We start from the raw sequence: 14,369 nt of genomic DNA, 5'->3' as shown, positions 1-14,369 counted from the left end.
CAACTTATGAATAACTATTGCTAGTCATCTGCCCGGCAACTCATCACTCATCATTCATCACTCATCATCCTCCCGTTTGCCCTGTTCTCACTTTGATCTTTTTCTTACCGGCATTTTTCTTTTCGTAATCGAGTATCTCTTTGGGTTTCACTTTTTCTTTGGGTGTTTCTTTTTTGGTTGTATTGGCATCAGCAGGATCGTTGGGGTCTTTTTTAATGATCCCGTTTGCAGAACCGGTGCCATCATCAAGCTTGCCAAGAATAAAATTCTCTTTACGTAACACTTTACCTGAGCCCGGTTCATAAATGGTCCAGAAGCCATGTGCAACAGAAGATGCTTCAAGTTTTACTTCCACGAGGTAAACTTTCTTGGGATCGTTCACATCATACACTTCAATTGTTTCAGTAGGCTTCTCAGGGTTTTGTGCAAGCCAGCTTTCTTCACGTATCATATCGCCCATGGCGTTAAAGTATTGCTGCTTGCCATGTTTGTTTCCCCAGCGGTAATATTCAATGGCTAATACATCGCCCATCAATGTGTACACACGCCATGGGCCTTCTTTCTTTCCATTACGGAATTCGCCTTCTTCTTCATAACCCGGTTCGCCACGCACTTCTTCGTAACGAACTACCCATTTGCCTTGCTTCAGGTCCTTCATGTCGGTACAATTCAATGTATCGCCCTTAACACTAATGGTATAGTCTTTACATTGTGCTGAACCGTTCATCCAAAAAAGTAAGATGGCCACAACAGTTAAGGCGGGTATTCGTAAGTTTGAAAGGTTGAATAGTTGATTCATAGTATCGTAATAACATGAGATTAAAAAACCAAAGCTGTATGCTCCATTACAAAACGATGGCAATGTTTAAAAATTGCCTGCTCAAAGTTACCCTCGTTCTCCCGTTTCTGCTCCTTGTTCTTATCAGTAATGCACAAATTAAGCCAACTCCTGCTGAGGAAAGACTGAAAGGCATGGAGTTGCGCAAGGAAATGGAGAAGAAATCTTTGTTAAAAGATGCGAAATTCCGCAATATCGGTCCATCAGTGATGAGTGGAAGGGTAAATGATGTGGAAGTGAACCCTGAAGATCCTACTGAATTTTATGTGGCGTATGCCAGCGGTGGTTTGTGGCATACCAAAAACAACGGACAATCTTTTACACCCATTTTCGATAACGAGGATGTAATGACCATTGGCGACATTGCTGTAAAATGGTATGGCAGTCGTGTGATTTGGGTGGGCACAGGTGAAGTAAACAGCAGCCGTTCATCTTACGCCGGTAATGGAGTTTATAAAAGCAGCGATAATGGTAAAACATGGGAATACCTTGGTTTGCCTGAAAGTCATCATATAGGTAAAGTACAATTGCACCCAACTGATCCTAACACGGCATGGGTGGCTGCATTGGGTCATTTATATTCTGCCAACAAAGAACGTGGTGTATATAAAACAGTTGATGGTGGTAAAACATGGAAACTCACCTTAGCTGTTGATGATAATACAGGTGCGGTTGAAATGGAAATGAATCCCAACAACCCGAATGAATTGTATGCAGCGATGTGGCATCGTACACGCCGTGGCTGGACGTTTACAGAAAGCGGACCAACAAGTGGTATTTATAAAAGCACGGATGGTGGTAACACCTGGAGCAATATTACTGCACCCGGCAGCGGTTTTGCAGAAGGGAAGAAGCTTGGTCGTATTGGGTTGAGTGTGTATGCAAAAAATCCAAACATTGTTTATGCAGTCATTGATAATTATAATCCATTGCCTGATACAGGAAAGAAAAGACCAACAGGCGATACAACGATTCAGCTGAAAGATTTTAAAACAATGACGGCTGATCAGTTTAAAAACCTCGACGATAAAAAACTGGATACGTTTATGCGCAAGCAACGTTTCCCTGCTAAGTACACAGCGGCATCAGTAAAAGAAATGGTGAGTACAGGGAAGATTCAACCAATTGCTTTGTGGGATTATTTTGATGTGGGTGATGATGGTTTCAGCAATGCAGGTATTAAAGGATGCGAAGTGTACCGCAGTGATGATGCCGGTAAAACATGGAAACTGGTGAATAACAAATTGCCACAGGTGTTCAGTACCTATGGTTATTACTTCGCAAAAATTTATGTGTCGCCAACAAACGCAGATAAGGTGGTAGTGCTCGGTGTAAATGCATGGATGAGTACTGATGCAGGAAAGACATTTAAAAATATTGAAGGAAGAAATGTGCATTCCGATCATCATGCTTTGTGGATCAATCCGAAAAAAGATTCACACATGATCAATGGAAATGATGGTGGTATCAATATTACGTATGACGATGGTGCCAACTGGTTTAAAGCCAACTCAGCTTCACTTGGTCAGTTTTATGCGATTACTGTTGATGATGCAAAACCTTATAATGTGTACGGTGGTTTGCAGGATAACGGTACATGGTTTGGTCCTAGCAACAACCGTGAAACAGTTGACTGGCACGATAACGGAAGCTATGCGTTTAAGTCAATTGGTGGTGGCGATGGTATGCAGGTACAAGTTGATACAAGAGATAATACAACCGTTTATGTAGGTTCACAATTTGGTGCTTACAGTCGAGCTAATAAAAACACACCGTTTGCTGGTCGTGTAAGTGTGCGTCCGCAACATGAGTTAGGCGATAAGCCATTACGTTTTAACTGGCAATCACCAATCCTGTTATCAAAACATAACCAGGATGTATTTTATTTCGGCAGCAACCGCTTTCACCGCAGCTTTAATAAAGGCGAAGGCGCTGTTAACCTCAGCAGCGATCTTACCGGTGGTAAAAAAGAAGGCAATGTTCCCTTTGGCACTTTGGTAACCATGAGCGAATCGCCTTTGCGTTTTGGTTTGATCTATACAGGTAGCGATGATGGTTTTATTCATGTAACAAAAGATGGCGGCTATAGCTGGAGTGCTGTTCATACCAAATTGCCAAAGAATGTGCAGGGGCTTTATGTGAGCCGTGTGATTGCATCGAAATACAAAGAGAGCAGGGTATATGTTACGTTGAATGGTTACCGTAACGATCATTTTACAGCATGGGTATTTGTGAGTGAAGATTACGGCACTACCTGGAAACAATTGTTTACTGATCTGCCTGCAGAACCGGTGAATGTAATTCGTGAAGATCCAAAGCAGGAAAACCTCTTGTACGTGGGAACTGATCATGGATTATATGTATCGTTCGATGGAGGAGCAAGCAGCTCGGCATGGATGAGTGAGCTGCCACGTGTGGCCATTCATGACATTGCGATCCAGGAAAGAGAAAATGAAATTGTTTTGGGTACCCATGGCCGCAGTATTTATATTGCCCCGTTGGGTGAGGCACAAAAACTGGCTGCCGACAAAGCCTATCACGACAAGAAAAAAGCAGATTTAAAGTAACATTAATCGCCATTTGTCATTCAGGCAACAATATTGCTGGTAATTTGTTTTATCTTGAAACTCTAATAAAAAACAGAAGAACATGAAACGTATTTTCAGTTTAATGACCGTATTCGGTTTGTTGCTTTCCATTACAGCTTGTGCACAAAATCAAACAAAACCTAGTCCGCCAGCTACAACAGAATTTAAAGCGGGTGGCGCAAACATCAAGATCAGTTACAGTGCTCCTTCCGTAAAAGGTAGAGAGATCTGGGGCAAACTGGTTCCTTATGGCGAAGTGTGGCGCACAGGTGCTAACGAAGCAACCGTTTTTGAAACCGATAAGGATATTAAAGTAGAAGGTAAAACATTGCCTGCCGGTAAGTACGGACTGTTTACAGTACCGGGTAAAGATGAGTGGGTGATCGTTTTCAACAAAACATGGAAGCAGTGGGGCGCTTACCAATACAAAGCAACAGATGATGCGTTGCGTGTAACGGTTAAGCCAACCGCAGGTGACTTGACTGAAACACTTAAGATCGATGGCACCGCCGACGGTGTTACCATCAAATGGGAAAAGTTAAGTGTACCATTTAAGATTTCACAATAAGTATAAACCATCAATGTGTGATCGATCCCCTGAGCAATCGGGGGATTTTTCATTTCACAGCTTATCCACAACCAGCTAGGGTTTCAACGCTGCACTGTAATTAATGAGTAGTTTGCACGGGAATGAAGGATACAAGAAACATACTGCTGGTGATCGTTTCCTTGTGTTTGATCGGCACATGGGTTTATCATCTTTACGATAAAAATAAATATGCCAATACGGATGTGTTGCTGCCCGTGAAAGATTCGCTGGCTGAGCAAACAAAAGTGAATGATTCGTTGCGGGTTGCTTATAATAGTTTGTTGCAGCAGATCGATTCATCACGTTCCGCAGCAGTTGTTGATACTGCAGTTGTTCCGCTTGATTCAACCAGTAATGCCATTGACAGTTTACGAAATGAAATTGCGGCGATCCTCGCCATTAATAATATCACCAAAGAAGATCTGCGCAGGGCAGAGGAAAAGATAAAACAATTGCAGCAGCGGTTATCTTCTTCAGCTTCAGCGGCTGTAACTACTTCAACTGAAATAAAAAATACAACTGCTCCGGTAACAAGTCGTGTGGAAACGATCAGTAAACCAATAGCAGAAGAACCGGTGTTTACAGCATCAGCAATCAGTTTTCGTGCGATGCAAACTGGTAAGGAGCAGGTAACCGCCAATGCAGAAGCAACAGGTTATTTCAGCATTGCATGCACAGTGCAAAACCCCACAGCTTCATTTAGTGATACTGAAGTGTATATGGCATTGACCGATCCCTCGGGTGATGTGGTGCAGGATGATCCCTGGCAATCGGGGATGCTCACCACTTCTAACAACGATCGTATTCCTTATACCCGTAAGACAAAACTTTCTTATGCAAAAGGAGATGCAAGCCGCATTGCGATGAACCTGAAGCTACCTGCTTATGATAAGGGTATGTACAGTGTTCAGTTCTATCACAATGGGGTAAGAATTGGTCGTACAAACCTTCGCTTGAATTAATGCAGCTTTTCACTTAATCACATTTTTTTCACAGTTGCTCACATATGCATCATTAGTGGGTTCAACAGAGTTCCTTTGTGTTACTTTTACCCAAAGTACAACTTACATTATGTTGAAGAAGCAAGTTTTGTTACTGATGTCCCTCGTTACAACGTTGGGTTATCAGTCATCTGCTCAAACCAGCACCCAAACCAAATACACAAGTGTTCCTGATCTTTATGCAGGCATTGAAGTGGGATCGAAAGGCGTGAAGCTGAGTGTGATTGAAATGAAAAAGAATAAAGAGACGGGCAATAGTTTTTCCATTGTAAAAGATACATCCTTCAATACCGATTTTATTTCCTTTACACAACCAACCTTTGATGCAACGGCAACAAGTTTTGCCGGTATGTTTCAAACTGCTGTTACAAAATTCAATATTCCATCAAAAAGAGTGTTTACTGTTATCAGCAGCGGTGTAAAGATCCAGGCGGAAAAAGAAAACAAAAAGGATTGGGTGGAGAAATTAATCAAAGAGTTTCGTTCCAAAGTAAATGAACCGCAACGTAAAGTTGAAGTGGTGGATGTGCAGCAGGAAGCAAAATTATCGCACCAGGGAATTGTGCCGCTTAACCGCAGATACAATACTTTTTTAATTGATATCGGAAGTGGTAATTCAAAAGGTGGTTTCTTCCCTTATGGCAACGACAGTTACTTTTATCTCTTTCAATTATCATGGGGTACAAAAAGCACAGCCAATGCAGCAGAGAAAATGTGTGGTGATGATAAGTCGCATGAAAATTACACCCGCCAGTTATTTCGTGTGGCAGCAGGAGCAGAGAATTCTGAGATCGCCTATACGGTTAATACAAGTGGCAGCTATCCTGTGAGTGATCATATTGCATTCAGTGGTGGTATTGCCTGGGCAACTGCAACATTGTTATACCCTGAATTAAATAATAATCCTGTTTTACCTGTAACGTACGAAGATGTGGAGCGTTTTCATAAACGTGTTACTGAGAATTATTCTTCTTTCTCAGAAAGCTATTTAATGAGCAAGCTCACGAATGGTAAATGGGATAAGAAGCTCATCTCATCTGAAGTGAAACGTGTACATGCTGTCTTCGATCAACGTTCACTCATGGCCGGTAGTGCGTTGCTACTGCGTATCATGCGCCAGTTTAAATCGGTGAACGAAGCCAAGCAATTTTATTTGATCAAGAACGGGCAAGTAGGCTGGGTATCAGCGTATGTTGATGCAGCTGTTGAATAACGTGTACGACTAATCCATTATATAAAGCTTCGGCATATGCCGGAGCTTTTCTTATTTGGGATTAAACCGCATTGTTTTTTTGTGGTCTATGCATCCGGCTTTTGTATTATTTCGTAAAATACAGAGGTATTTAATCCGTCACCATTGCAAGCGTACCAATAGTTTGGCATGGTGTTTGGCAATCATCAAAAAAATTACGTTTATGAAAATCAAACCCTTTTGCCTTGCCTTACTTACTGCTGTAGTCAGTACAGTATCAGCTCAGAACTCTTCTGTATTTATTAAAGCCGGTTATAACATGGCAAATATTTCAGTTACTGAAAGTGGAAATATTGATGAAGCAAGAATGCTTTCCAGTTTCCATGTTGGTCTGCAAGGTGATATTCCGGTAATAAAAAATATTCTTTCTATTCAGCCGGGTATTCTCTTTACAGGAAAAGGTGCAAAATTTCAACAAGGCAGCACCAGTGATGCAAGCTATTATCGGGAATCTACAAACCCGATGTACTTGGAAGTTCCTGTAAATGTCGTTGTGAAAGCTCCATTAGGTGATGGCGCAAAGTTTTTTGCAGGTGCTGGTCCATATGTAGCTATGGGAATTGGAGGACGTAACAAAGTAGAAGGCAAGCTATTTGGAGTTGCGTTCGATAACAACGAGAAAATTAATTTCTCAAACGACGATCCAACTACATCTGGAGAAGAAGGTGCAGGTTATGGAATTCTACGTCGTTTTGATTATGGCTTGAATGGTACAATTGGTTTTGAAGGGGATAAAGCAATGTTCTCTGTAAACTATGGTTTGGGATTAGCCAAAATTCAATCGGGCACTAACAGTAATGCGGATGATAAAAATAAACATAGAGTCCTGAGTTTTACAGTCGGTTTCCGTTTGTAACAACCTGCCGGACTGAGAAGGGCGCATTGCTTAGCAATGCGCCCTTTTATTAACCACTGATGAAATGAGTTTTATTGATGCGAATAAATTAGCCACAGATGGACTCAAACGAACACAGATAAAAAAGTTAATGAATTTGCCAGCAGCTAATAGCTGACAGCTTGCAGCTTTCTTACTTCTTAAATTTGTTCTTCAACGCTGCCAATGCATCATTTACACTCAGGCTGGTTAAGTCTTCTTCTTTCTTGAACCTTGTTGCCTGGCCTTGTATCTTGGGCCTTGCACTTCGGGCAGGTGCTTCTTCTGTTTGTTTGATGGATAATGCAATACGCTTGCGTGCAATATCAACTTCCACTACTTTCACCATCACCTTATCATTCAGTTTTAATTTTTCTGCGGGATCAGTAATGTAATCATGTGAAATTTCAGAAACATGAACTAATCCATCCTGCTTCACACCAATATCAACAAATGCACCGAAGCGAGTGAGGTTGGTAACCATACCTGGTATCACCATGCCTGGAGTAACATCTTCAATTTTAAAAATGTTGGCGTATTCAAATGCCTGTGCTTCACTACGTGGATCAAGTCCCGGCTTCACCAATTCTTTCAGGATATCTGATATGGTTAATTCACCAATTGTTTCACTCACATATTTTTTTGCATTGATCTGCTTAATGGTTGCTTCGTTGCCGATGAGTTCTTCCACTTTCAATTGCAGATCATTCGCCATTTGCTCAACAACAGAATAAGCTTCGGGATGCACAGCACTTTTATCCAATGCATTCTCGCCATCATTAATGCGTAAGAATCCAGCGCATTGTTCAAATGCCTTATCGCCTAGGCGTGGTACTTTTAATAATTGTTTGCGTGAAGTAAATCGACCGATCTCATTTCTGTACTTCACAATATTTTCTGCAATGCTGCTGTTGATACCACTTACATAACTCAGCAAATGTTTACTGGCTGTATTTAAGTTTACACCCACCTGGTTTACACAACTTACTACTGTTTGATCAAGACGTTCTTTTAAACGCATTTGATTTACATCGTGCTGGTACTGTCCAACACCAATACTTTTCGGATCGATCTTTACCAATTCAGCCAATGGATCCATTAACCTGCGGCCAATACTTACAGCACCACGAACTGTTACATCTTTATCAGGAAATTCTTCACGTGCAACTTCACTTGCACTGTAAACAGATGCGCCGTCTTCATTCACTAAAAAGATCGGCAGGCCTAGGTTGAGTTTCTTTATGAATTGTTCTGTTTCACGTCCTGCTGTTCCATCACCAATAGCAAATACCTGTGTCTGGAATGCTTTCACCAAATGACGGATCGTCATTTCAGAGGTGTAAAGCTTACCAGGCTCATGTATAAAAATGAGATCAGTTGTTTGCAATTCGCCTTTTTCATCGAGACAAACAACTTTACAACCTGTACGGTAGCCAGGATCAAGTGCAAGAATACGTTTGCTGCCGAGCGGACTGCTTAACAACAATTGACGTAAATTTTCTGCAAACACAGTAATCGCTTCTTCATCACCTTTTTGTTTTAACTGCGAACGGAATTCTGTTTCAAGACTTGGTTGCAGTAAACGTTTATACGCATCTTTGATCGCTTTCTTTACTTGCGTGGTTGATTCGTTCATTCCTTTTACATATAAACCATCAATTAACTCAATTGCCAGCTCTTCTTCAGGTTCAATGCTCATCTTTAAAATGCCTTCAGTGAATCCACGTAAAACCGCAAGAATACGATGTGAAGGAATTTTGTGCACCGGTTCACTGAAATCAAAATAGTCTTTGAATTTTACACCATCTGTTTCTTTATCCTTCATCACGGTGCTCTTCACCAATGCTTCATCTTCAAAAAACTTACGCAGCCTGGCACGAACAGTTGCATCTTCATTCACCATTTCGGAAATAATATCTCTTGCACCCTGCAAAGCATCATCAGCCGTTGCCACTTTTTCATTTATGAAGGTTGCAGCATGTTCGTTAACAACAATATCTTTTTGTTCGAGTAATAGCAACGCCAATGGCTCCAATCCGTTTTCTCTGGCAGTTTGTGCTTTTGTTTTGCGCTTCGGTTTGTAGGGGAGATAAATATCTTCCAGTTCATTGATCGTGGTTGCTTTATCAAGCTTTGCCTGCAAAGCATCCGTCATCTTACCCTGTTCAGTTATTGTTTTTTCAATGAAGGCTTTTCGCTCGGTAAATTCTTTGAGGAATTTTGCCTGGTCCTGTATCTGTTGAATAGCCACCTCATCGAGGTTGCCGGTCTTGTCTTTCCGGTAACGGGCAATAAAAGGAATAGTGGCGCCTTCGTTTAATAATTCAATTACGGCTTCAACCTGCTGCACACGCAGGCTCAGTAAGCCTGCAATCTTTGATGAAAATTCTGTCATTCTTCTTCAGTTAAACTTGTTAAAAGGGGATGCAATATAGCTGTGCTTCGGTAGAAAAAAAATTTGTTCATTTCAAACAACAGAATAGAAAAATGAGTAAAGATTGATGACGTTATTGTGACAAAACACATGAAAAATAAAGATGTTATGTAAAAAACGTACAAATGGCCTTTCGTTCATCGTAACTTTTTTGCCGCTCTTCAAAACAAACAAGTTAAAACGCAGCATCACATAAATATGTGTTGTCAGTTAATTCATAGTGTACGTTATTCGCACACTTTTAGTTGATCTTAACAAGAGAGGATCAGTTAATTTATTTATTCATCACATCAAAACCTTATCATTCATGACAAGAGAAAACCTCCGGGGTCTCTTTGCATTTGTGATTGGTCTGTTCTCCGTTGCTTTTGTGCAGGCACAAACTGTAACGGGGAAGATCACTTCACAAACAGGAGAGCCGCAACCTTTTGCTACTGTACAGGTAAAAGGTACACAAACCATCACCACTGCTGACGCACAAGGAAATTTTTCAATCAAAGCAAAACAAGGCGATGTACTTATTTTCACAAGTACTTTTTTTGAGCGTAGAGAAGTACCTGTTGATGCCGCAGTGATGAACGTAACTGTGACAGCTACAGTGAATGCATTAAAAGAAGTGGTGGTAACCGGTTACAGCACACGTTCAAAACGGTCCAACATTGGTTCGGCATCAACAGTTGTAATTGATGACATCCGCACACAACCCATTGCATCTTTCGATCAGATATTGCAAGGGCAGGCACCGGGCTTAAATGTAAAATCAGGTTCAGGTCAGCCTGGTCGCAATGCAGATGTGATCATTCGTGGACGTACATCGGTAAATGGTTCTGTTGATCCGTTGTACATTGTTGATGGGGTAGAAGTGAGAGCAGGTGATTTCAGTACGATGAACCAAGGCGATTTTGAAAGCGTATCTGTTTTAAAAGATGCCGCATCAACAGCTATTTATGGTTCACGTGGTGCGAATGGTGTTATTGTTGTTACAACGAAAAAGGGAAAGAGCGGTAAAGTTCGTTTTGCCTATGATGGACAAATCGGCGTTTCAACTTTGCCTGAAAACAAGTTGAAACTCATGAACACGCAGGAGAAACTTGATTTTGAAATGAACATTGCCGGTAATCCATGGGGATGGTCGGCGGCAGAAGTGGCAGCATTCCGCAATGTAAATACCAACTGGAATGATGTTATTTTCCGTGACGGAATAATGCAATCGCATCAGCTTAGCGCAAGCGGTGGTTCAGAGAAAACTACATTCTATACATCGTTTAGTTATTTCGATCAGGAAGGTGTTACGATCAATACCGGATTGGAACGTTATAACGGCCGTTTGAATATTGGTCATACAGAGCGTACTATCAAATTCGGAGTAAATCTTGCAGGTGGCTGGTCGAAGTTTCGTGGTACGTTCGAAGGCGATCAGAGTGTAGGCTCTCCTTTAAATACAGTATTGTGGGCTTTGCCTTACGAGACTGCATATGAAGCTAATGGAAGCTATTCAAATTCAGTTCAATTTCCGTTCTGGTTAAATCCGGCAGAAGAGTTGATAGAAAATGGTGATCATAGCTGGCAATTGAAATCAACAGGTAATGTATTTGTTGAATTCAAAGTTCCAGGAATAAAAAATCTTACGTATCGTTTAAATGCAGGTGGCGACTATTCGCAAGTGGAAACATTTGGTATTACCAAGAACGGTACACAGGCTGCAGCGCAAAATGCTGCAATCGGTAGTGGTCGTTTAAGTGAAGGTGGTATTGGGAGAGGCTTTGATCGTCGTTTCAGATCAACCATCACGAACAGCTTAACCTACAAGACATCGTTTGGCGCAAACGATGAACATGAGTTAAGCACAGCATTATATACTGAGTTTTTAAGACGAAGAGGAAGAAGCTTTAATTTCACAGGCTTCGGTTTATTACTTCCGTTTGATAATGAAGCAGGTCTTGTAGCTGGTACTGCAGATAATGGATATATTCCAACTGTTGGCGGTGGTTTTCCGGAAAACAGTTCATTGCTTTCTTATTTCGGAACAGTCGATTATTCGTTTCGCAACAAATACTTTCTTTCTGTTTCGGGAAGAACAGATGGCTCATCCCGTTTAAGCCCTGCTAACCGCTGGACCCAATATGGATCAGTAGGTGCTGGTTGGATTGTATCAGACGAAAATTTCTTTAAAGTAAAAGCAATTAATTATCTCAAACTGAAAGCAAGTTTTGGTGCCGTAGGAAATCAGAGCGGTATTGGCGAATTCCCCTATCTCCAGCAATATGGACGGGCAACTTACGGTGGACAAGGAACATTAAATATTACACGACTTGCAAACCCAGATCTTACATGGGAAAAAAGAAGAACAGCCAACGTAGGTTTAGAGTTTGAGTTATTGAAAAGCCGTATCAGAGGTGGAGTGGAGCTTTATCAAAGTTTAACAACCGGGTTGTACTTCGAACCAAAAGTACCTGCAACGAGTGGTGGTAACGGAGTCATTCTCTCCAATTCGGGAGATATGGAAAATAAAGGTGTCGAAGTGAATCTGTCGTTCAAAATTGTTGATAAGAAAAGTTTCACCTGGACTTTAGATGCAAACTATGCATTTAATAAAAATACCATCAAAGCACTGCCCGATAATCAAACCTTCCAGCTGTTTAAAAGTTTCCAGGCTTTGCAGGTTGGCAAACCACTTAACAGTTTTTACCTGGTACAATACGCCGGCGTAAACCCTGCTAACGGTAATTCACAATACATCAAGGCAGATGGTAAAACTATAACAGAAGAGTATGATGCGAATGACCTTACAGTATTGGGTACAAGTGATGCACCACATAATGGTGGTATTACGAATACATTCAATTTTAAAGGGCTTGAACTCTCCGCATTCTTTGTGTATTCAGCGGGTAATTATGTATTTAATACAGCGAGGTTTAACGTGGAATTTTATCAATATACAACGTCTGGTTTTTCTCGCAATGCGTTAAATGCATGGACAACTCCGGGCCAGGTAACAAACTTTCCACGTATTGATGAAGCAACGCAAAGCCAAACAACACGTTTTCTTGAAAAAGGTGATTTCCTGCGTTTACGGAATGTAATGCTCTCTTATGCTTTGCCAAAAAGTGTAACAGAAAAGCTGAAGATACAAGGTCTGCGTTTGTTTGTACAGGGGCAAAATCTTTACACCTGGCATAAGTTCCAGGGATGGGATCCGGAAGTTTCATCGATCAATGATGGTGACCCTAACTCAAATGCTTCGGTAACAGGCGCACAGTATCCTGCTTTACGCAGTGTAAACTTTGGGTTGAACTTAAATTTTTAATGAACGAAATTTTATAGATATGAAGATGAAATTAAAACCGGTTTATTTCATGTTGATGTTGTTGCTGACGGCATTTATGGCATGCAAAAAACCGTTAGACACAATGCCCGACACGTCGCTTACTGAACTCAAAACATTTGACGATGTACGCAACGCTTTACGTGGTGCTTATTCAGGCTTCCAGACTAATAACTATTATGGCAGTCCTGCCGCTTCCGGCTCTGCAAGTGGCTGGAGCAGTTTGCCTGAGTTGATGGGCGATGATTTTGTAGAAGCACTGGAAAGTTTGGGTAACTGGAATGTAATGAGCGAAATGATTTATGCATCTGATAACGCCCAGGCAGCAGGTATTTTTGTGCAACCTTATGAAATTATTTCAAGGGTAAACAACCTGCTGATTTATTTACCTGCATACGAAACAGGAGCAACAGCAACTGAAGCAAAACGCATAAGAGCAGAAGCATTGGCCATTCGTGCACATGCTCATTTCGATTTGATGCGTTATTTCGCTCCTGAGTTTGGACGTAACTCAAATGCGTTAGGTGTGCCTTACGTAACAAGCTTTGATCCGGTAAAGCCATTTGCCTATTTGCCCGCACGTAATACAGTGAAAGAAAACTATGATGCCATCCTGAAAGACCTTGGTGATGCATTGGTTGCTTTTCGTGTTGCTGATAACACAGCCGATAATACCTCACGTAATTATATTGATAGCGTAGTGGTATACGCTATGCGTGCACGTGTGAATTATTATGCTTCACAATGGGACGCTGTTATAGCAGATGCAAATGTGGCGCTTGGTTTGCGACCTGTTGGTAATTCAGCTGCCTATGTTTCTACATTTGCCATTGCAGGCGAAGAAGCACCAACTTCGGAAGTATATTGGGCCATCCCGTCTGATAATGTATTACGTCCCGGAGGATCAATCAGTGGCAGCAGCCCCAACTATCGTGTAACGGCAGCTATGAGTGCTGTGCTGCAGGCACAGGGAGGAGCTTATGTCAATTCCGGAATTAATAGGTTTAACCAAGCCGGTACTGGTGGTATTCAACGCACCCTATGTTGGAAATACCCCGGTTTGCGCAGTTTTAAAGTTTTCCGTGCAGGCGAATTGTTGTTAATGCGTGCTGAAGCAAAACAACGCACAAACGATCCTACAGCGCTGACCGATTTGAATACATTGCGTACAAACCGTGGTGTAGCCATTGGTGCAGAAGTTGGCGCAGCATTGCTCGATGCAATCTTACTGCAACGCAGGGTAGAGTTGTTGGGCGAAGGGCATCGTTGGTTTGATCTCAGAAGAACAACCAAAACAATTGTGCGTGCCGAGTGTGGCGTAGCAGGGGGCTCACGTGCAGCCAATTGTAATATCGGGCCAACATCCAGGTCATGGACTTTCCCGATTCCTTTCAATGAAATAAAAGTGAATCCGAACCTGGTACAAAACCAAGGTTATTAATTACAATACGATTTCATAAGAAAAAGC

9 protein-coding genes are annotated in these 14,369 nt (G+C 41.6%); 7 read left to right on the top strand and 2 right to left on the bottom strand.

What is annotated here, in order from left to right; genetic code table 11:
* Nucleotides 1-64: 64 nt before the first annotated feature.
* Entirely contained in the window at nt 65-799 is a 735-nt protein-coding gene (locus tag VK159_RS10135; RefSeq protein ID WP_324230020.1) for a hypothetical protein, read from the bottom strand.
* A 38-nt stretch (nt 800-837) separates the two neighbouring features.
* Between VK159_RS10135 and VK159_RS10130 the strand changes: the two genes are divergently transcribed.
* From VK159_RS10130 to VK159_RS10110, 5 genes are all read left to right on the top strand, one after another.
* Nucleotides 838-3,405: a VPS10 domain-containing protein gene (locus VK159_RS10130; RefSeq protein ID WP_324230019.1), complete on the top strand. Its 2,568-nt coding sequence runs from the start codon at nt 838-840 to the stop codon at nt 3,403-3,405.
* 82 nt (nt 3,406-3,487) lie between these two features.
* On the top strand, nt 3,488-3,994 hold the full coding sequence (locus tag VK159_RS10125) for a DUF2911 domain-containing protein (RefSeq protein WP_324230018.1): 507 nt from the start codon (nt 3,488-3,490) through the stop codon (nt 3,992-3,994).
* 122 nt (nt 3,995-4,116) lie between these two features.
* Entirely contained in the window at nt 4,117-4,977 is an 861-nt protein-coding gene (locus VK159_RS10120) for a hypothetical protein (protein WP_324230017.1), read from the top strand.
* A 109-nt stretch (nt 4,978-5,086) separates the two neighbouring features.
* Nucleotides 5,087-6,229, top strand: a complete 1,143-nt coding sequence (locus VK159_RS10115) for a hypothetical protein (RefSeq protein ID WP_324230016.1) — start codon at nt 5,087-5,089, stop codon at nt 6,227-6,229.
* Between the two features lie 202 nt (nt 6,230-6,431).
* Entirely contained in the window at nt 6,432-7,124 is a 693-nt protein-coding gene (locus VK159_RS10110; protein WP_324230015.1) for a porin family protein, read from the top strand.
* A 172-nt stretch (nt 7,125-7,296) separates the two neighbouring features.
* On the opposite strand, the gene VK159_RS10105 is transcribed toward VK159_RS10110, so the two are convergent.
* Nucleotides 7,297-9,537: a Tex family protein gene (locus VK159_RS10105; protein WP_324230014.1), complete on the bottom strand. Its 2,241-nt coding sequence runs from the start codon at nt 9,535-9,537 to the stop codon at nt 7,297-7,299.
* 346 nt (nt 9,538-9,883) lie between these two features.
* On the opposite strand from VK159_RS10105, the gene VK159_RS10100 reads away from it, so the two are divergent.
* Together VK159_RS10100 and VK159_RS10095 are read left to right on the top strand one after the other, a co-directional pair.
* Nucleotides 9,884-12,883, top strand: a complete 3,000-nt coding sequence (locus tag VK159_RS10100) for a TonB-dependent receptor (protein ID WP_324230013.1) — start codon at nt 9,884-9,886, stop codon at nt 12,881-12,883.
* A gap of 19 nt (nt 12,884-12,902) precedes the next feature.
* A complete protein-coding gene (locus tag VK159_RS10095; RefSeq protein ID WP_324230012.1) occupies nt 12,903-14,342 on the top strand; it encodes a RagB/SusD family nutrient uptake outer membrane protein in 1,440 nt (479 codons plus the stop codon).
* Nucleotides 14,343-14,369: the final 27 nt, after the last annotated feature.

It is taken from the genome of Lacibacter sp. (genome assembly GCF_035299325.1).
Classification (GTDB): Bacteria; Bacteroidota; Bacteroidia; order Chitinophagales; family Chitinophagaceae; genus Lacibacter.
The sequence above is the reverse complement of the archived record's forward strand: the minus strand, read 5'-3'. Positions and strand labels throughout refer to the sequence as shown.

Bases quoted from the DNA above. Each gene is read 5' to 3' on its own strand.
- VK159_RS10135 (WP_324230020.1), bottom strand. From the start codon at position 799: ATGAATCAACTATTCAACCTTTCAAACTTACGAATACCCGCCTTAACT.
- VK159_RS10130 (WP_324230019.1), top strand. From the start codon at position 838: ATGCTCCATTACAAAACGATGGCAATGTTTAAAAATTGCCTGCTCAAA.
- VK159_RS10125 (WP_324230018.1), top strand. From the start codon at position 3,488: ATGAAACGTATTTTCAGTTTAATGACCGTATTCGGTTTGTTGCTTTCC.
- VK159_RS10120 (WP_324230017.1), top strand. From the start codon at position 4,117: ATGAAGGATACAAGAAACATACTGCTGGTGATCGTTTCCTTGTGTTTG.
- VK159_RS10115 (WP_324230016.1), top strand. From the start codon at position 5,087: ATGTTGAAGAAGCAAGTTTTGTTACTGATGTCCCTCGTTACAACGTTG.
- VK159_RS10110 (WP_324230015.1), top strand. From the start codon at position 6,432: ATGAAAATCAAACCCTTTTGCCTTGCCTTACTTACTGCTGTAGTCAGT.
- VK159_RS10105 (WP_324230014.1), bottom strand. From the start codon at position 9,537: ATGACAGAATTTTCATCAAAGATTGCAGGCTTACTGAGCCTGCGTGTG.
- VK159_RS10100 (WP_324230013.1), top strand. From the start codon at position 9,884: ATGACAAGAGAAAACCTCCGGGGTCTCTTTGCATTTGTGATTGGTCTG.
- VK159_RS10095 (WP_324230012.1), top strand. From the start codon at position 12,903: ATGAAGATGAAATTAAAACCGGTTTATTTCATGTTGATGTTGTTGCTG.